The 18,125-nt window shown below is 55.7% G+C and carries 17 protein-coding genes; 15 read left to right on the top strand and 2 right to left on the bottom strand.

Features of this window, described 5'->3' with window-relative positions; all coding sequences use genetic code 11:
• The first annotated feature begins 4 nt into the window (after nucleotides 1-4).
• A complete protein-coding gene (locus tag L466_RS14485; RefSeq protein ID WP_020883115.1) occupies nucleotides 5-283 on the top strand; it encodes a YfcL family protein in 279 nt (92 codons plus the stop codon).
• Between the two features lie 50 nt (nucleotides 284-333).
• Here the strand turns inward: L466_RS14485 and mnmC are convergent, their stop codons facing one another.
• Complete coding sequence (mnmC, locus tag L466_RS14480) at nucleotides 334-2,331, bottom strand: bifunctional tRNA (5-methylaminomethyl-2-thiouridine)(34)-methyltransferase MnmC2/FAD-dependent 5-carboxymethylaminomethyl-2-thiouridine(34) oxidoreductase MnmC1 (protein WP_032680543.1); 1,998 nt, start codon at nucleotides 2,329-2,331, stop codon at nucleotides 334-336.
• A 158-nt stretch (nucleotides 2,332-2,489) separates the two neighbouring features.
• On the opposite strand from mnmC, the gene fabB reads away from it, so the two are divergent.
• Together fabB and L466_RS14470 are read left to right on the top strand one after the other, a co-directional pair.
• Complete coding sequence (gene fabB / locus L466_RS14475; RefSeq protein ID WP_014171039.1) at nucleotides 2,490-3,707, top strand: beta-ketoacyl-ACP synthase I; 1,218 nt, start codon at nucleotides 2,490-2,492, stop codon at nucleotides 3,705-3,707.
• A gap of 206 nt (nucleotides 3,708-3,913) precedes the next feature.
• Nucleotides 3,914-5,092, top strand: coding sequence for an MFS transporter (locus L466_RS14470; protein WP_032680545.1), 1,179 nt, complete (start codon nucleotides 3,914-3,916; stop codon nucleotides 5,090-5,092).
• Nucleotides 5,093-5,168: 76 nt separating this feature from the next.
• On the opposite strand, the gene flk is transcribed toward L466_RS14470, so the two are convergent.
• Nucleotides 5,169-6,173, bottom strand: coding sequence for a flagella biosynthesis regulator Flk (flk, locus tag L466_RS14465; RefSeq protein WP_032680546.1), 1,005 nt, complete (start codon nucleotides 6,171-6,173; stop codon nucleotides 5,169-5,171).
• 114 nt (nucleotides 6,174-6,287) lie between these two features.
• Between flk and pdxB the strand changes: the two genes are divergently transcribed.
• From pdxB to hisJ, 12 genes are all read left to right on the top strand, one after another.
• Nucleotides 6,288-7,424: a 4-phosphoerythronate dehydrogenase PdxB gene (gene pdxB / locus L466_RS14460; protein ID WP_025203570.1), complete on the top strand. Its 1,137-nt coding sequence runs from the start codon at nucleotides 6,288-6,290 to the stop codon at nucleotides 7,422-7,424.
• 67 nt (nucleotides 7,425-7,491) lie between these two features.
• On the top strand, nucleotides 7,492-8,505 hold the full coding sequence (locus L466_RS14455; protein WP_014171035.1) for an aspartate-semialdehyde dehydrogenase: 1,014 nt from the start codon (nucleotides 7,492-7,494) through the stop codon (nucleotides 8,503-8,505).
• The gene (gene truA / locus L466_RS14450; RefSeq protein WP_032680547.1) at nucleotides 8,505-9,317 is read left to right on the top strand and encodes a tRNA pseudouridine(38-40) synthase TruA; all 813 of its coding nucleotides are present in this window, start codon (nucleotides 8,505-8,507) and stop codon (nucleotides 9,315-9,317) included. The genes L466_RS14455 and truA overlap by 1 nt, the downstream gene beginning before the upstream one ends.
• Before the next feature lie 28 nt (nucleotides 9,318-9,345).
• A complete protein-coding gene (locus L466_RS14445; protein ID WP_020883122.1) occupies nucleotides 9,346-10,005 on the top strand; it encodes a DedA family protein in 660 nt (219 codons plus the stop codon).
• 154 nt (nucleotides 10,006-10,159) lie between these two features.
• Nucleotides 10,160-11,065: an acetyl-CoA carboxylase, carboxyltransferase subunit beta gene (gene accD, locus L466_RS14440; protein ID WP_020883123.1), complete on the top strand. Its 906-nt coding sequence runs from the start codon at nucleotides 10,160-10,162 to the stop codon at nucleotides 11,063-11,065.
• A 67-nt stretch (nucleotides 11,066-11,132) separates the two neighbouring features.
• Entirely contained in the window at nucleotides 11,133-12,401 is a 1,269-nt protein-coding gene (folC, locus tag L466_RS14435) for a bifunctional tetrahydrofolate synthase/dihydrofolate synthase (protein WP_032680548.1), read from the top strand.
• Nucleotides 12,391-13,092, top strand: a complete 702-nt coding sequence (gene dedD, locus L466_RS14430; RefSeq protein WP_014171030.1) for a cell division protein DedD — start codon at nucleotides 12,391-12,393, stop codon at nucleotides 13,090-13,092. Before folC ends, dedD begins: the two co-directional genes overlap by 11 nt.
• Nucleotides 13,093-13,303: 211 nt before the next feature.
• Nucleotides 13,304-13,792, top strand: coding sequence for a colicin V production protein (gene cvpA, locus L466_RS14425; protein WP_000262116.1), 489 nt, complete (start codon nucleotides 13,304-13,306; stop codon nucleotides 13,790-13,792).
• 36 nt (nucleotides 13,793-13,828) lie between these two features.
• On the top strand, nucleotides 13,829-15,346 hold the full coding sequence (gene purF / locus L466_RS14420; RefSeq protein WP_014171028.1) for an amidophosphoribosyltransferase: 1,518 nt from the start codon (nucleotides 13,829-13,831) through the stop codon (nucleotides 15,344-15,346).
• An 89-nt stretch (nucleotides 15,347-15,435) separates the two neighbouring features.
• Complete coding sequence (locus tag L466_RS14415) at nucleotides 15,436-16,005, top strand: UbiX family flavin prenyltransferase (RefSeq protein WP_014171027.1); 570 nt, start codon at nucleotides 15,436-15,438, stop codon at nucleotides 16,003-16,005.
• A gap of 290 nt (nucleotides 16,006-16,295) precedes the next feature.
• The gene (gene argT, locus L466_RS14410) at nucleotides 16,296-17,078 is read left to right on the top strand and encodes a lysine/arginine/ornithine ABC transporter substrate-binding protein ArgT (RefSeq protein ID WP_014171026.1); all 783 of its coding nucleotides are present in this window, start codon (nucleotides 16,296-16,298) and stop codon (nucleotides 17,076-17,078) included.
• A gap of 226 nt (nucleotides 17,079-17,304) precedes the next feature.
• Nucleotides 17,305-18,087 (top strand): histidine ABC transporter substrate-binding protein HisJ, encoded by a 783-nt coding sequence (gene hisJ, locus L466_RS14405; protein ID WP_020883126.1) that lies wholly within the window; start codon nucleotides 17,305-17,307, stop codon nucleotides 18,085-18,087.
• The last annotated feature ends 38 nt before the right edge of the window (nucleotides 18,088-18,125 follow it).

Raw genomic sequence — 18,125 nt, forward strand, 5'->3', positions numbered from 1 at the left:
GAAGATGATCGCAGAATTTGAATCACGCATTCTGGCGTTAATTGATGACATGGTGGAACACGCCAGTGATGATGAGCTGTTCGCCAGCGGTTATCTGCGTGGTCACCTGACGCTGGCTGTCGCTGAGCTGGAAGCAGGGGACGATCACTCTGCCGAGGCCATTCATGATGAAGTGAGCCGCAGCCTGGAGAAAGCGATCCAGGCAGGGGAACTCTCTCCGCGTGACCAGTCATTAGTGCTGGGTATGTGGGACACCCTGTTCCAGCAGGCAAAAGCCAGGTAGTCATTTCTCCTCCCTTTCCCGGTGGGAGAGGGAGGACATCGGCCCGCACGTTACTTCACCCTTTTTCCTTTCAGTAACTTCCGTACCCACAAACGGTTGGGATTGAGCCCCGCAAGCGTAACGCTGTCCAGCGGAACGGGCTCATCACTCATCTGTGCCGCCAGCACTTCGGCCAGCAACGGCGCTGAGCATAATCCCCGTGAACCGAGCCCCCCGAGCATAAACAGCTGCGGATAAACTGGCGCACTCACCGCGGTATCACGGTTTTCAGCAAGATCCTGATAGGCCTCAAGCGTTGCTTCATAGTCAGGCACATTTCCCGCCATCGGCAGATGGTCCCGGGTGGCGCAGCGTACGCCACAGCGCGCGTCACCGGCGCTGATATCAACCTCTTTTGCCCAGTCGGCCTGCGGGAAGCAGTTGAGCAGGCGCTGGCGATTTTGCTGCTGATCGTCTTCGCTGTAGCGCATGTCGGTCTCACCGCGATGGTAGCTGGCACCAATGCAGTGGTGGCCGTTGGATGGATTTTGTGGCGTCAGATAGCCGTCGTAGCAGAGTACCTGCTGCAGTTTTTCCAGCGCTGGCGAGGTGGGGATATGGCTGACCTGGCCTCCGACAGGGTAAAGCGGCAGCTTTTCCGTCTGGATGAACTGGCTGATAGGGTGACCGTTGGCCAGCACTACGCAGGTATGCTGCGCCTCTTCGCCGGTGGTGAAATGCAGGTTCCAGTGCTCCATGTGGTGAAGTGAGGCGACCTGGCGGGAATAGTGCACCGTCAACCCGCGCGACTGCGCCAGCGCAATGGCTGCCGTGGTCAGATCTGCCGGACACAGCCAGCCACCGAGCGGATAGTGGATACCGTCGCAGCCCGTATCGACCCCCGCGGTTTCGGTTATCTGCTGCGCATTCGCCGCCCGGGCAATTTCGAGCGGCAGACCCAGCGACAACATGTGCGCGATTTTTTGCTGGCTCTTCTCATCCCAGCCCAGTTGCGTAACGCCACACCAGTCGTGGTCAAACGCCACAGGCAGGGCATCATACAGGCGCCGGGCAAAGGTAAAGGCTGCCGGGAAAAACTGGCTCAGCGCCGGATCGTGAGCGCTTAACAGTGGGTAGAGCGCCCCCTGGCGGTTGCCGGAAGCGCCTTTTGCCGGCGCGTCGTCGGCGCAGTAGAGCGTTACCTGCCAGCCACGGTGTAAAAGCGCGAGCGAAAGCAGGGCGCTGGCAATCCCGCCGCCGACAATTGCTACCTCTCGTGATGTGCTGGCGCTGCGTGAAAACCAGGGCGTCTGAGCGGGGATCTCCAGCGTCTGATCCATTCTTCCGACCAGCATGTCGCGCTTGCGACCAAAACCTTTGGTCTTTTGCATGGTAAAGCCGGCCTCCTGCAATCCGCGGCGGACAAAGCCTGCCGAGGTGAAGGTCGCGAGCGTTGCGCCAGGACGCGCCAGGCGTGCCATTGCGTTAAACAGATGCTGGCTCCACATGTCCGGATTCTTGGCGGGGGCAAAACCATCAAGGAACCATGCGTCCACTTTCTGATTCATTGAATCATCAAGCTTATCGGTCAGTTCATTGATGTCGCCGAGCCACAGATCCAGCGTGACGCGCCCGCCGTCCAGCAGCAGACGATGGCAACCGCCGAGGTGCGGCGGCCAATGCGCCTGAAGCTGCTCCGCCCATGGCGCAAGTTCCGGCCAGTGTTGATGTGCCAGACGAAGGTCATGCGCGGTGAGCGGAAATTTTTCAAAACTGATGAAATGTAATCTTTGCAGTGTAGCGTCAGGGTGAGCAGCGCGAAACTGATCGAACATCTGCCAGAGGGTGAGAAAATTCAGACCGGTACCAAACCCGCTCTCGGCGACCACGAACAGACTGCGCGGATGCGTGGGGAAACGGGCGTTTAACTGGTTTCCGTCGAGGAAAACATAGCGGGTTTCTTCCAGTCCGTTATCATTAGAAAAGTAGACGTCATCAAAATCTCGGGAAACAGGTGTACCCTCAGCGTTGAATTCGAGGTTGGCGGGTTGTATAGCGTTTTGTTTCACGTAAGTTACTCGTCTGACAGGCAGTGACACGATCTTAACGATGTGCGTCCATCGGTGCAAATTTCCGCAGAAAATGTCTGATCGGACTTGTTCGGCGTACAAGTGTACGCTATTGTGCGACTCGAAACTTAATATAGTGCGACTTACAGAGGTATTGAATGAAACGTGCAGTGATTACTGGCCTGGGCATCGTTTCCAGCATCGGTAATAACCAGCAGGAAGTCCTGGCATCTCTGCGTGAAGGACGCTCCGGGATCACTTTCTCTGAAGAGTTTAAAGATTCAGGTATGCGTAGCCACGTATGGGGTAACGTCAAACTGGACACCACCGGTTTGATTGACCGTAAAGTGGTTCGTTTCATGAACGATGCCTCTATTTATGCTTATCTCTCCATGCAGGAAGCGATTGCGGATGCGGGTCTGAGCGCGGAAGTTTACCAGAACAACCCACGCGTAGGTCTGATCGCCGGTTCCGGTGGCTCATCTAAAGCGCAGGTTTTTGGTGCCGACGCAATGCGTAGCCCACGTGGTCTGAAAGCGGTAGGTCCTTATGTTGTGACTAAAGCCATGGGTTCAGCGGTTTCCGCTTGCCTGGCGACCCCGTTCAAAATCCACGGCGTTAACTACTCCATCAGCTCTGCCTGTGCGACCTCCGCACACTGCATCGGTAATGCGGTTGAGCAGATCCAGCTGGGTAAACAGGACATCGTGTTTGCTGGCGGCGGCGAAGAACTGGGCTGGGAAATGGCCTGTGAATTCGACGCAATGGGTGCACTGTCCACCAAATATAACGAAACTCCGGATAAAGCATCCCGTACCTATGATGCGCACCGTGACGGTTTCGTTATCGCAGGCGGCGGCGGTATGGTTGTGGTTGAAGAGCTGGAGCACGCGCTGGCACGTGGTGCACACATCTACGCTGAGATCGTGGGCTACGGTGCAACGTCTGACGGCGCTGACATGGTGGCTCCATCCGGTGAAGGCGCAGTGCGCTGCATGAAGATGGCGATGCACGGCGTTGACACGCCAATCGACTACCTGAACTCCCACGGTACCTCTACTCCGGTAGGCGACGTGAAAGAGCTGGGTGCGATCCGTGAAGTGTTCGGCGACAACAGCCCGGCTATCTCCGCGACAAAAGCCATGACCGGTCACTCTCTGGGTGCTGCTGGCGTTCAGGAAGCGATCTACTCTCTGCTGATGCTGGAAAATGGCTTTATCGCCCCAAGCATCAACATTGACGAGATGGACGAGCAGGCCGCAGGTCTGAACATCGTGACCCAGCCAAAAGAAGCGACACTGACTACCGTCATGTCCAACAGCTTCGGTTTCGGCGGTACTAACGCCACGCTGGTGATGCGTAAGTACAACGCATAAGTTCTGACTGATTCAAAAGGGGAGCCTGACGGCTCCCTTTTTTTATGCATTGACAAGCGGCTGATCTCGCAGGCAAACTTCCTACCTCAACATTATCCTCACGATAATGCGTAAGCGTTCAACGTCAACCAACGCACCTAAATCCTGGTTATCAGGAAGAGGGGGCGTGGTTTTTCCCCGCCTTACTCTTCATTTCGGAGTAAAGCATGACTGCAGTCACTCAAACAGAAACAACCTCTTCAGCGAACGTCTCGCTGTTTCGCATCGCGTTTGCGGTGTTCCTGACCTATATGACCGTCGGCCTGCCGCTGCCGGTGATCCCGCTGTTTGTTCATCAGGAGCTGGGCTATGGCAACACCATGGTCGGCGTCGCCGTGGGTATTCAGTTCCTGGCTACGGTATTAACCCGCGGTTATGCCGGACGTCTGGCGGATCAGCACGGAGCAAAACGCTCGGCGTTACAGGGCATGTTTGCCTGTGGTCTGGCGGGAGGTGCATGGCTGCTGGCCGCTCTCCTGCCGGTTGACGCTGCGTATAAATTTTCGCTGCTGATCGTGGGGCGTTTAATCCTGGGCTTTGGTGAAAGCCAGCTCCTGACCGGTACGCTGACATGGGGTATGGGGCTGGTGGGGCCTGCGCGCTCCGGCAAAGTCATGTCCTGGAATGGCATGGCCATTTATGGCGCGCTTGCCGCAGGCGCCCCGCTCGGGTTGCTTATCCACAGCCACTTTGGCTTTGCCGCGCTGGCAGCGACCACCCTGATGCTGCCGCTGCTGGCATGGGCATTCAACGGTCCGGTACGTAAAGTCCCTGCCCATAAAGGGGTGCGCCCGTCTTTGTGGAGCGTGGTGGGCCAAATCTGGCAGCCGGGCCTTGGCCTGGCCCTGCAGGGCGTCGGTTTTGCGGTAATCGGTACGTTCGTCTCGCTCTACTTTATGAGCCGCGGCTGGGCGATGGCAGGTTTTACGCTGACCGCCTTTGGTGGCGCATTTGTCTTAATGCGCGTGCTGTTCGGCTGGATGCCGGATCGTTTTGGCGGCGTGAAGGTTGCAGTGGCGTCACTGGTGATTGAAACCCTGGGTTTGCTGTTACTGTGGAGTGCACCCGTTGCGTCCGTAGCGTTGTTAGGCGCGGCGTTGACCGGCTGCGGATGTTCGCTTATTTTCCCGGCGTTGGGCGTGGAGGTGGTAAAACGTGTCGCCCCACAGGTGCGTGGCACGGCGCTTGGCGGCTATGCGGCGTTTCAGGATATCTCATACGGGGTAACCGGGCCGCTGGCAGGTCTTTTAGCAACGTCGTTCGGGTATCCGTCTGTTTTCCTGGCGGGCGCGGTTGCAGCGGTTGTGGGCATTGTGGTGACGCTGGTGGCGTTTCGTCAGTCTTAGCGGTTAAGTGCCGGGGCGGCAAGCCTTCCCCGGTGTGCTGTCGGCCCGGCAGGCGTAGCGCCACCGGGCGAAACCGTTATGCGACCAGCCAGAAAATCGCCAGTGCAATCATTAACGCAATAAACATCAACCCTGGACGGGCAGAGAGGGTTCTGAACGTTTCCACCACCGGCGCAAACAGCGGATTGTAGATTGGCTGTATGTTTCGTGCCTCCGGCACGCCTCCTTCGCGTTCGGCGCGGCGAACGAAAATCTGGTTGAGCACATCCTGCACCTGCGCGGTGGTCAGTACCGTTTGCGGTGTGGCCTGCCAGGTCTGCTGGGCGTAATCACGAATGGCGTCAAATTCGTTGGGCTCCAGCGGCTGCTTAAGTGCCGCCTGAACCGTGTGCAGGGTTGGAGCGGTCTGGGTGCTGAGCGTCTGACGCGCCTGTAGCCAGGTCACCAGATGCGTAAACTGTTTCGCCGGGATCAGCTCGCCCGCTTTTACGCCGGAGAGTTCCAGCATTGATTGCCAGATAAGCTTCGTCGGTTCGCCGGTGGCGGCGGCCAGCTTGGTCACCATCTGCTTGAGCGTGTTGTGCTCGGCAGGCAGCAGCGGACGCTCGGTCGCAGGGCGTTGCTGAGGCTGTGGAATTGACAGCTGATTGGTTTGCAGCAGCGTCAGTACGGTTTTGAGCTGTTCCGGGGTCAGCTGGCTCAGGGCGGTCTGACCAAACTGCTGGCGAATAAAATCACTCACCGCCTGGCGGTTATTTCCATGGCCCAACAGCTCGGTCAGCTGCGAGACAATCTGGCGTGTGCTGTGATTCTGCTGTGCAGTATCAATCCGCTGGTTCAGGTTTTGCTCGGCAGCAGGGAAATGGCGCGACTGCAAAGGTGCGTCGTTCCTGACACCTAAATCGTGCTTTACCCCAGCCCAGACTTCCGCGTTTTGCTGCGACGTCAGCGCGATCAGACGCGTGATCAGTCGCTCCAGCACGGTGCGCTGTTGTGTGGATAGCGGTTGTTCGCCTGCAACGTTTGGCGTGACAGGGCCTTCACCCGGAGGGCGCGGCGGCGTACCTGAAATGGGCTGCATCGTCAAAAAATCCTTAAAGTCAAAACTCAGCGTAAACCTGGCAGACGTATATGCCTGGCGGCCAGATTATGGCACACTTGATGGGTTTTCTTCCTCTCAAACAGGTACTCAGACGTGAAAATCCTCGTTGATGAAAATATGCCTTATGCCCGCGAGCTCTTTAGCCGCCTCGGCAACGTTAAGGCTGTCCCGGGTCGGCCGATCCCGGTAAACGAGCTGGATGATGCAGACGCGCTGATGGTGCGCTCGGTAACCAAAGTAAATGAGGCGTTGCTCTCCGGCAAAGCGGTGAAATTTGTCGGGACCGCAACGGCAGGGACGGATCATGTGGATGATAAATGGCTTAAGCAGGCGGGGATCGGTTTTTCAGCCGCGCCGGGCTGCAACGCCATTGCGGTCGTGGAATATGTCTTCTCCTCCCTGCTGATGCTGGCAGAGCGCGACGGTTTTGCGTTGCAGGACCGTACCGTCGGGATTGTTGGTGTGGGCAACGTGGGCGGGCGCCTGCATAAACGTCTCGAGGCGTTAGGCATTCGCACCCTGCTGTGCGATCCGCCGCGCAAAGACAACGGTGATGAAGGCGACTTCCGTTCGCTGGATGAACTGGTTGCACAGTGCGATGTGATCACTTTCCATACGCCGCTGTTTAAAGAGGGGCCTTATAAGTCGCTGCACCTTGCTGACGAAGCCCTGATCCGTCGTCTGAAGCCTGGCACTATTCTGATAAATGCCTGCCGGGGCCCGGTGGTCGATAACCTTGCGCTGCTGAAATGTCTGGACGAGGGGCAAGCGCTTAGCGTGGTGCTGGACGTCTGGGAGCCGGAGCCTGAGCTTAACGTTGCGCTGCTTAACAAGGTGGACGTCGCAACGGCGCATATAGCCGGTTATACCCTTGAAGGAAAAGCCCGCGGCACGACGCAGGTCTTTGAGGCCTATAGCGCCTTTATCGGCCATCCACAGCAGGTGGCGCTGGATACCTTACTGCCTGCGCCTGAATTTGGCCGCATTACCCTGCACGGGCCACTCGATCAGGCAACGCTGAAACGACTGGTCCATTTGGTGTATGATGTGCGCCGCGATGACGCGCTGCTGCGTAAAGTGGCGGGTATTCCGGGTGAGTTTGATAAGCTGCGCAAGAACTATGTTGAGCGCCGCGAGTGGTCTTCCCTGTATGTGATTTGCGACGACGCAACGGCTGCGACGCAGCTGCATAAACTGGGTTTTAACGCCGTTCATCACCCGGCACATTAATGTCTTCTTAATGCTCCCTGTTGGATACTCCGACAGGGACGCTTTTTTATTTCTGGAGTAAACCACCATGTCTGAAGGCTGGAACATTGCCATTTTAGGTGCCACGGGTGCCGTGGGTGAAGCCCTGCTCGAAACCCTTGCTGAGCGTCAGTTCCCGGTGGGTGATATCTATGCGCTGGCGCGTACAGATAGCGCGGGTGAACATCTGCGTTTTGGCGGTAAATCTGTCATGGTTCAGGATGCGGCCGGGTTCGACTGGACTCAGGCGCAGCTGGCGTTTTTTGCAGCCGGTGCTGAGGCTACGGCGTCTTACATTGAAGAGGCCACCAACTCGGGTTGTCTGGTGATTGATTTAAGCGGTCTGTTCGCGCTTGAGCCGGATGTGCCGCTGGTGGTGCCGGATGTGAACCCGTTTGTGCTGGCAGACTACCGTAACCGCAACGTTATCGCCGTACCGAACAGCCTGACCAGTCAGCTGCTTACCGCGCTGAAACCGCTGATCGATGAAGGCGGCCTGTCGCGTATCTTCGTCACCAGCCTGCTGTCTGCGTCTGCCAACGGCAAGCAAGCGGTTAACGCGCTGGCCGGGCAGAGCGCGAAATTGCTGAGCGGCGTTCCGATTGATGAAGACGACTATTTTGGTCGCCAGCTGGCGTTTAACATGCTGCCACTGCTGCCGGATCGCGAAGGCAGCGTGCGCGAAGAGCGCCGTATTGTCGATGAAGTCCGCAAAATCCTGCAGGATGACGGCCTGATGATCTCTGCCAGCTGCGTGCAGTCTCCTGTCTTCTACGGCCACGCGCAGATGGTCGGTTTTGAAGCGCTGCGCCCGCTCGCCGCAGAAGAAGCGCGTGACGCGTTTGGTCGCGGTGAGGATATCGCCCTCTCCGAAGAGAGTGAGTTCCCGACGCAGGTTGGTGATGCGACCGGTAGTGCACATCTGTCTGTTGGCTGCGTGCGTAACGATTACGGAATGCCTGAGCAGATCCAGTTCTGGTCAGTTGCCGATAACGTTCGCTTTGGCGGCGCGCTGATGGCGGTGAAAATTGCGGAGAAACTCGTGCAGGAGTACCTGTACTGATGTCAGACGTGGATCACAAGCCTGTTCATAAAATTGCCCTCGGTATTGAGTACGATGGCAGTAAGTATTATGGCTGGCAGCGTCAAAATGAGGTGCGCAGCGTCCAGGAAAAACTGGAAAAAGCGCTCTCTCAGGTGGCGAACGAACCGATAGTCGTTTTCTGTGCCGGGCGTACGGATGCCGGCGTTCACGGCACGGGGCAGGTGGTTCATTTTGAAACCACCGCTGTGCGAAAGGACGCCGCATGGACGCTGGGGGTGAATGCGAATTTACCTGGAGACATTGCGGTTCGTTGGGTTAAAGATGTTCCCGATGATTTTCATGCGCGTTTCAGCGCCACCGCGCGCCGTTACCGCTATGTCATCTACAATCAGCGTCTACGTCCGGCGGTGTTAAGCCAGGGCGTGACGCATTTTTATGAACCGCTTGATGCTGAACGTATGCATCGTGCGGCGCAGTGTCTGATTGGTGAAAATGACTTTACCTCGTTCCGTGCGGTGCAGTGCCAGTCCCGTACGCCGTGGCGTAATGTCATGCACATAAACGTCAGCCGTTATGGCGCGTATGTGGTGGTGGATATCAAAGCCAATGCCTTTGTACATCATATGGTGCGGAATATTGTGGGCAGCCTGATGGAAGTGGGTGCCGGACACCAGCCGGAGAGCTGGATTGCAGAACTGCTGGCAGCGAAGGACAGAACGCTTGCGGCAGCCACGGCGAAAGCGGAAGGGCTGTATCTGGTCTCGGTAGACTATCCGGATCGGTTTGACCTGCCGAAACCGCCAATGGGCCCGCTGTTTTTAGCGGACTAATCAAAGGTGCAATTAAGGCTTAGACAAAATGGACGTAATACGTTTTTTGATTGATTTCATCCTGCATATTGATGTTCACCTGGCGGAGCTGGTCGCGCAGTACGGCGTCTGGGTTTACGCTATTCTGTTCCTCATTCTGTTCTGTGAAACCGGTCTGGTTGTCACCCCGTTCCTGCCGGGGGATTCACTGCTGTTCGTGGCCGGCGCATTATCCGCGTTACCGACTAACGATTTGAATGTGCATCTGATGGTTGTGTTGATGGTTATCGCCGCGATTATTGGTGATGCGGTGAACTACACGATTGGACGGGTGTTTGGTGAGCGGCTTTTCAGCAATCCGGACTCGAAAATTTTCCGTCGCAGCTATCTCGACAAAACCCATGCGTTCTATGAACGCCATGGCGGCAAAACCATTATCCTTGCCCGTTTTGTGCCTATTGTGCGTACATTTGCACCGTTTGTGGCGGGAATGGGGCATATGTCCTATCGTCACTTTGCGGCATATAACGTTGTTGGCGCGCTGCTGTGGGTGTTGCTGTTTACCTATGCCGGCTACCTGTTTGGCGATCTCCCGGTGGTCCAGGAAAACCTTAAGTTGCTGATTGTAGCGATTATTGTGCTTTCGGTACTGCCTGGCGTTATTGAGATTATTCGTCACCGACGTGCGGCAGCAAAGCAAGCGAAGTAAATGCATACTGGCGGTTCGACCACTTTTTTATCCAAAGTTTCGGGCTGTTATGTTTTAATGTGCAACATTCATGGTCTGTTGGAGGCAAAAATGGCATTATTCGCCTCTTATAGCAAAACTGGCATACGACCAGGTTCAGGCAGAAAGGTTATCAATGAGCTGGATTGAACGAATTAAAAGCAACATAACCCCGACTCGTAAAGCGAGCATTCCTGAAGGGGTATGGACGAAGTGTGATAGCTGCGGCCAGGTTCTGTACCGCGCAGAGCTGGAACGCAATCTTGAGGTGTGTCCGAAGTGTGACCACCACATGCGTATGACGGCGCGTAATCGCCTGCATAGCCTGCTGGACGAAGGTTCTCTGGTAGAACTGGGTAGCGAGCTTGAGCCAAAAGACGTGCTGAAGTTCCGTGATTCCAAAAAATACAAAGACCGTCTGGCCTCTGCACAGAAAGAGACCGGCGAGAAAGACGCGCTGATCGTCATGAAAGGCACCCTGCACACGATGCCGGTGGTGGCTGCCGCGTTTGAGTTCTCCTTTATGGGTGGCTCAATGGGCTCTGTCGTGGGTGCGCGCTTTGTGCGTGCCGTTGAGCAGGCGCTGGAAGACAACTGCCCGCTGATCTGCTTCTCCGCTTCCGGTGGTGCACGTATGCAGGAAGCGCTGATGTCGCTGATGCAGATGGCGAAAACCTCTGCTGCGCTGGCGAAAATGCAGGAGCGCGGTTTGCCGTACATCTCCGTGCTGACCGACCCGACGATGGGTGGCGTTTCCGCAAGCTTTGCCATGCTGGGCGATCTGAACATCGCTGAGCCGAAAGCGCTGATCGGTTTTGCGGGTCCCCGCGTCATCGAACAGACCGTACGTGAAAAACTGCCGCCGGGCTTCCAGCGCAGTGAGTTCCTCATCGAGAAAGGCGCTATCGACATGATCGTCCGCCGTCCGGAGATGCGCCTGAAACTGGCAAGCATCCTGGCGAAGCTGATGAATCTGCCAGCGCCGAACCCGGATGAGCCGCGCGAAGGCGTGGTGGTACCGGATCAGGAACCCGAGGCCTGATAACTGAAAAGGGCAGGGCCGGATGGCGCTGCCCTTTTGCTTTCTCAACTGTTAATGACCGGGCATCATGGAAAATAAAAGCATTCCCCAAGCCACGTCGCCCCTGGCCGCGTGGCTTTCTTATCTGGAAAACCTGCACAGTAAAACCATCGATATGGGGCTTGAGCGCGTAAGCCAGGTTGCCGCGCGTCTCGACGTACTGAAACCAGCGCCGTTTGTGTTCACCGTTGCCGGAACGAACGGTAAAGGCACGACGTGCCGTACGCTGGAATCTGTCCTGATGGCAGCAGGCTATAAGGTTGGCGTTTACAGCTCTCCACACCTCGTGCGGTATACCGAGCGGGTGCGTGTGCAAAATCGCGAGCTGCCGGAATCAGCGCATACCGCCTCTTTCGCGGAAATTGAAGCTGCGCGCGGTGAAATTTCATTAACCTATTTTGAATACGGCACCCTGTCGGCACTGTGGTTGTTTAAGCAGGCGCAGCTGGACGTGGTGATTTTGGAAGTCGGCCTCGGCGGGCGTCTTGATGCCACCAACATGGTGGATGCGGATGTGGCCGTCGTGACCAGCATTGCGCTGGATCATACCGACTGGCTGGGGCCGGATCGCGAAAGCATTGGTCGCGAGAAAGCCGGGATTTTCCGGGCGAATAAACCTGCCGTGGTCGGCGAGCCGGATATGCCGCACACCATTGCAGAGGTGGCGAATGAGACGGGGGCGCGTCTGCTGCGCCGTGGCGTAGACTGGCAGTATGAGGTTCAGGCAGACGGCTGGCGCTTAAGCGATGCGCAGGGCGCACTGGACAACCTGCCATTGCCGCAGGTGCCGCAGCCTAACGCGGCAACCGCGCTGGCGGCACTGCGCGCAAGCGGTCTGGCGGTGAGCGAGCAGGCGATTCGCGAGGGCATTGAGCGGGCGATCCTGCCCGGGCGTTTCCAGATTGTCAGCGAGTCACCGCGCCTGATCCTCGATGTGGCGCATAACCCGCATGCCGCGGCGTATCTCGCGGGACGTCTCAATTCGTTACCAAAAACCGGGCGCGTGCTGGCGGTTATCGGTATGCTTCATGATAAAGATATTGGCGGTACGCTGGCCTGCATGGAGAGTGTGGTCGATAGCTGGTATTGTGCTCCTCTGGAGGGGCCACGCGGGGCGACCGCTGAGCAGTTGATGGAACATCTCGGCAAAGGCGCAATCTATAATAGCGTGGCTCAGGCCTGGCATGCCGCGATGGCGGATGCTAAACCAGAAGATACCGTGCTGGTGTGTGGCTCGTTCCACACGGTGGCACATGTCATGGAAGTGATGGACGCGGGGAGAACCGGTGGCGAGTAAGTTTCAGAACCGTTTAGCAGGAACAATAGTGCTGGTGGCGCTGGGAGTCATTATTCTCCCGGGCCTGCTCGACGGGCAGAAAAAGCACTATCAGGATGAGTTTGCAGCCATTCCACTGGTACCGAAACCGGGCGATCGCGACGAGCCGGATATGCTGCCTGCGGCGACACAGGCCCTTCCTGCTCAGCCGCCGGAAGGCGCAGCGGAAGAGGTTCGCGCGGGTGATGCGGCTGCGCCGTCTCTTGATCCGTCTCGTCTGGCGGCGAGCAACACCAACGATATCGATCCTGTACCGGTTCCGGTCGTGCAGCCTAAACCGGCTGAGAAACCGAAGCCGGTCGAAAAAACGCAGCCGAAACCGCAGCGTGATAAAACGAGCGAACAGCTTGCCGCAGCGACTGAGACACCGCCTCCGGCGAAACCGGCTCAGCAGGAAGCCGCTCCGACGGGCAAAGCCTACGTCGTGCAGCTGGGGGCGCTGAAAAATGCCGATAAGGTCAATGAGGTGGTGGGTAAACTGCGCAGTGCGGGATATCGTGTTTACACTTCACCTTCCACGCCGGTACAGGGTAAAATTACCCGTATTCTCGTGGGGCCAGAAGCGTCCAAAGATAAGCTTAAAGGATCGCTGGGTGAGCTGAAGCAGATCTCCGGCCTGAGCGGTGTGGTGATGAGCTACAGCGCGAACTAACCCCTCCCTCACCCTTATCCTTTCTATGAGGAGAGGGTAGGGGGAAGAGTGACGGCAGACGTCCACAGAGACGTAAAAAGCCACGGCGTTGAACATTTTTTCAGCGCCTTTTTTATTTACGCGCGGGAAGGAAATCCCTACGCAAACGTTTTCTTTTTCTGTTAGAATTCGCCCCGAACTGGATGACAGGGCGTTAAATCGTGGGACACATATGGTCTGGATTGATTACGCCATCATTGCGGTGATTGGTTTTTCCTGTCTGGTTAGCCTGATCCGTGGCTTTGTTCGTGAAGCGTTATCGCTGGTAACCTGGGGTTGTGCTTTCTTTGTTGCCAGTCATTACTACACTTACCTGTCTGTCTGGTTCACGGGCTTTGAAGATGAACTGGTCCGAAATGGAATAGCTATCGCGGTGCTGTTTATCGCGACGCTGATTGTCGGCGCTATCGTAAATTACGTGATAGGTCAGCTGGTCGAGAAAACCGGTCTGTCAGGAACAGACAGGGTACTCGGGATCTGTTTCGGCGCACTACGAGGCGTGCTGATTGTGGCCGCGATCCTGTTCTTCCTGGATACCTTTACCGGGTTCTCCAAAAGTGAAGACTGGCAAAAATCGCAGCTCATTCCAGAGTTCAGTTTCATCATCAGATGGTTCTTTGACTATCTGCAAAGCTCGTCGAGTTTCTTGCCCAGAGCGTAATGCGCTCTGAGATGTGGCTTAACGAGGAAAAGACGAATGTGCGGTATTGTCGGTATCGCCGGTTTCATGCCGGTAAACCAGTCGATTTATGACGCGTTAACGGTGCTTCAGCACCGTGGGCAGGATGCTGCGGGTATCATCACCATTGATGCAAACAACTGCTTCCGTTTACGTAAGGCGAATGGTCTGGTAAATGATGTGTTTGAAGCCCGCCATATGCAGCGTCTGCAAGGTAATATGGGGATCGGTCACGTTCGTTATCCTACTGCTGGCAGTTCCAGCGCCTCTGAGGCTCAGCCTTTCTACGTCAACTCACCGTATGGCATCACGCTTGCCCACAATGGCAACCTGACCAACGCGCACGAGCTGCGTAAGAAGTTGTTCGAAGAGAAACGTCGCCACATTAACACTACCTCTGATTCTGAAATTCTGCTCAATATCTTTGCCAGCGAGCTGGATAACTTCCGTCACTACCCGCTGGAAGCAGACAACATTTTTGCCGCCGTTGCCGCGACTAACCGCCAGATCCGTGGTGCGTATGCCTGCGTGGCGATGATTATCGGCCACGGGATGGTTGCCTTCCGCGATCCAAACGGCATCCGCCCGCTGGTACTCGGTAAGCGCGATCTCGGTGATGGTCGTACCGAATACATGGTTGCCTCTGAAAGCGTGGCGCTGGATACCCTGGGCTTCGAGTTCCTGCGTGATGTTGCGCCTGGCGAAGCGGTCTATATCACTGAGAAGGGCCAGCTGTTCACCCGCCAGTGTGCTGACAACCCGGTGAGCAATCCGTGCCTGTTTGAATATGTTTACTTCGCCCGTCCGGACTCGTTTATCGACAAGATTTCCGTTTACAGCGCGCGCGTGAACATGGGGACAAAACTTGGCGAGAAGATTGCCCGCGAATGGGACGATCTGGATATCGACGTCGTTATTCCTATTCCGGAAACGTCCTGCGATATCGCTCTGGAAATCGCCCGCATTCTGGACAAGCCATACCGTCAGGGGTTTGTGAAAAACCGCTACGTTGGTCGTACCTTTATCATGCCGGGTCAGCAGCTGCGCCGTAAGTCCGTGCGTCGTAAACTGAACGCAAACCGCGCTGAGTTCCGCGATAAAAACGTACTGCTGGTGGATGACTCCATCGTTCGTGGCACCACTTCAGAACAGATTATTGAGATGGCGCGCGAAGCGGGTGCGAAGAAAGTGTATCTGGCCTCAGCCGCACCGGAAATTCGTTTCCCGAACGTGTACGGCATCGATATGCCAACCGCCAACGAGCTGATCGCTCACGGTCGTGAAGTGGACGAAATTCGTCAGATCATCGGTGCCGACGGCCTGATTTTCCAGGATCTGAACGATCTTATCGACGCAGTACGCGCTGAGAACCCGGATATTCAGCAGTTCGAATGCTCTGTGTTTAATGGCGTCTACGTGACGAAAGACGTTGACCAGCAGTACCTCGACTACCTTGATTCGCTGCGCAACGACGATGCGAAGGCCGTCCAGCTGCAAAACGATCTCGAAAGTTTAGAGATGCACAACGAAGGTTGATGTCTGTGCAAGTGAGGGCATTTGCCCTCACTTGCAACTCCCCGTAAAATCCTGCACAGTCTTCCCTGAAATCAGTTAGGGCGAAAATCATGAAACGACTCATTGTTGGGCTCAGTGGTGCCAGTGGCGCGATTTACGGCGTACGTCTGTTACAGGTGCTGCGTGACGTGGCAGAAGTGGAAACGCATCTGGTCATGAGCCAGGCGGCACGTCAGACCCTCTCTCTTGAAACCGACCTCTCACTGCGTGATGTCCAGGCGCTGGCGGATGTGGTTCACGATGCCCGCGATATCGCCGCCAGCATCTCCTCTGGCTCGTTTAAAACGGCGGGTATGGTTATCCTGCCTTGTTCCATTAAAACGCTCTCCGGCATTGTAAACAGCTATACCGACACGCTGGTGACCCGCGCCGCGGACGTGGTGCTGAAGGAGCGCCGTCCTCTGGTTCTCTGCGTGCGGGAAACGCCGCTGCACCTGGGACATCTGCGTTTAATGACTCAGGCTGCTGAACTCGGCGCGGTGATCATGCCACCGGTACCGGCGTTCTATCACCGACCCGTTTCACTGGATGATGTGATTAATCAGACGGTTAACCGCGTTCTCGATCAGTTTGATATCGACCTGCCTGAAGACCTTTTCACCCGTTGGCAGGGTGCCTGAATCTGTGCACCCACAGCGTGCATGAAAAGATAACGTGCCCTGTTTCAGGGCAATTATGCAACGGCGATCATATCCTCGACATTTAATTCGCTTTTTCCCTTTTTCTCTTTCCGGTTCGTTCGGCAGACCTGCTATCTTTCACCATTAAGGCAATATCGCAACGTTTTATTAACATATTTAACGTCGAACTTTTCACCAGACGGCAATGTGGCATAAGACCTGCAAGAGAAGCCTGCAACACAACACACAACACAATACATAATAAAATCACGGTACTTGAGGGTAAATGTATGAAGAAGACGGTTCTGGCTCTGTCTTTGCTGGTGGGGTTAAGTGCGGCAGCAGGTAGCTACGCAGCGCTTCCACAGACAGTTCGTATCGGTACAGACGCAACCTACGCGCCATTCTCTTCCAAGGATGCGAAAGGCGATTTCGTTGGGTTTGATATCGATCTGGGAAATGAAATGTGCAAACGCATTGCGGTGAAATGCACATGGGTGGGCAGCGACTTTGATGCGTTAATCCCGTCGCTGAAAGCCAAGAAAATCGACGCCATTATCTCTTCTCTCTCTATCACCGAAAAACGTCAGCAGGAGATTGCCTTCTCTGACAAGCTTTACGCTGCAGATTCACGTCTGATTGCCGCTAAAGGCTCCCCGATTCAACCCACCATCGACTCGCTGAAAGGCAAGCATGTCGGCGTGCTTCAGGGCTCAACGCAGGAAGGGTTTGCCAATGCGAACTGGCGTGAAAAGGGCGTCGACGTGGTGGCGTACCAGAACCAGGATCTGATCTACTCTGACCTGGCGGCAGGCCGTCTGGATGCGGCATTCCAGGATGAAGTCGCCGCGAGCGAAGGCTTCCTGAAACAGCCAGCGGGCAAAGAGTACGCTTTTGCTGGCCCGTCCGTGAAAGACAAAAAGTACTTTGGTGACGGTACGGGTATCGGCTTGCGTAAGGATGATACCGAGCTGAAAGCCGCCTTCGACAAAGCGTTTGCTGAGCTGCGTAAAGACGGTACCTACGACAAACTGGCGAAGAAATACTTCGACTTCAACGTCTACGGTGACTAATACCTGACGACAATGCACTGCTGAGGTGCATTGTCGGGCGGGATGATCCAATATGGTGCAATTAATGCACTGTATTGGATCGCTGTGTGCATACTTACGCATTTATAATGCAAAAAATCCCGGCTCAAAGGCATTATTCTTTGCCTGACGGAGGGGATTGATGGCACATTAGCACCACCCCGTCGTCGTAAAAATCCCGTATGTAGACAGTTTGTTGAGGACAGATATGAAAAAACTAGTATTGTCACTTTCTCTGGTGCTGGCCTTTTCCAGCGCCACCGCGGCATTCGCAGCAATTCCGCAGAAAATTCGAATCGGTACCGATCCTACCTATGCACCGTTCGAATCGAAGAATTCTAAAGGTGAATTGGTTGGTTTTGACATCGATCTGGCCAACGAACTGTGCAAACGCATCAAAGCGCAGTGTACCTACGTTGAGAACCCACTGGATGCGCTGATCCCGTCGCTGAAAGCGAAAAAAATCGACGTGATTATGTCCTCGCTCTCCATTACTGAAAAACGCCAGCAGGAGATTGCTTTCACGGACAAACTCTACGCGGCAGATTCACGTCTGGTCGTCGCCAAATCTTCCGACATTCAGCCCACTCTCGAGTCGCTGAAAGGCAAACGCGTGGGCGTGCTGCAGGGGACCACTCAGGAAACCTACGGTAACGAACACTGGGCACCGAAAGGGATTGAAATCGTCTCTTATCAGGGCCAGGAAAATATCTACGCTGACCTGACGGCAGGTCGCATTGACGCAGCATTCCAGGATGAAGTCGCGGCGAGCGAAGGCTTCCTGAAGCAGCCGGTCGGCAAAGACTATAAGTTTGGCGGTCCATCCATCAAGGATGTGAAGTTGTTTGGTGTAGGCACCGGTATGGGCCTGCGCAAGGAAGACAACGAACTGCGTGAAGCGCTGAACAAAGCGTTTGCCGAAATGCGCGCTGACGGCACGTACGAGAAAATTGCGAAAAAATACTTCGATTTCAATGTTTACGGCGGCTAATCGCCCCGTCAAATAACGTGCAGCCCCTCCCACTGTGG

Origin of the sequence: Enterobacter sp. BIDMC 30 (genome assembly GCF_000534355.1) — a bacterium.
Lineage (GTDB): Bacteria > Pseudomonadota > Gammaproteobacteria > Enterobacterales > Enterobacteriaceae > Enterobacter > Enterobacter ludwigii.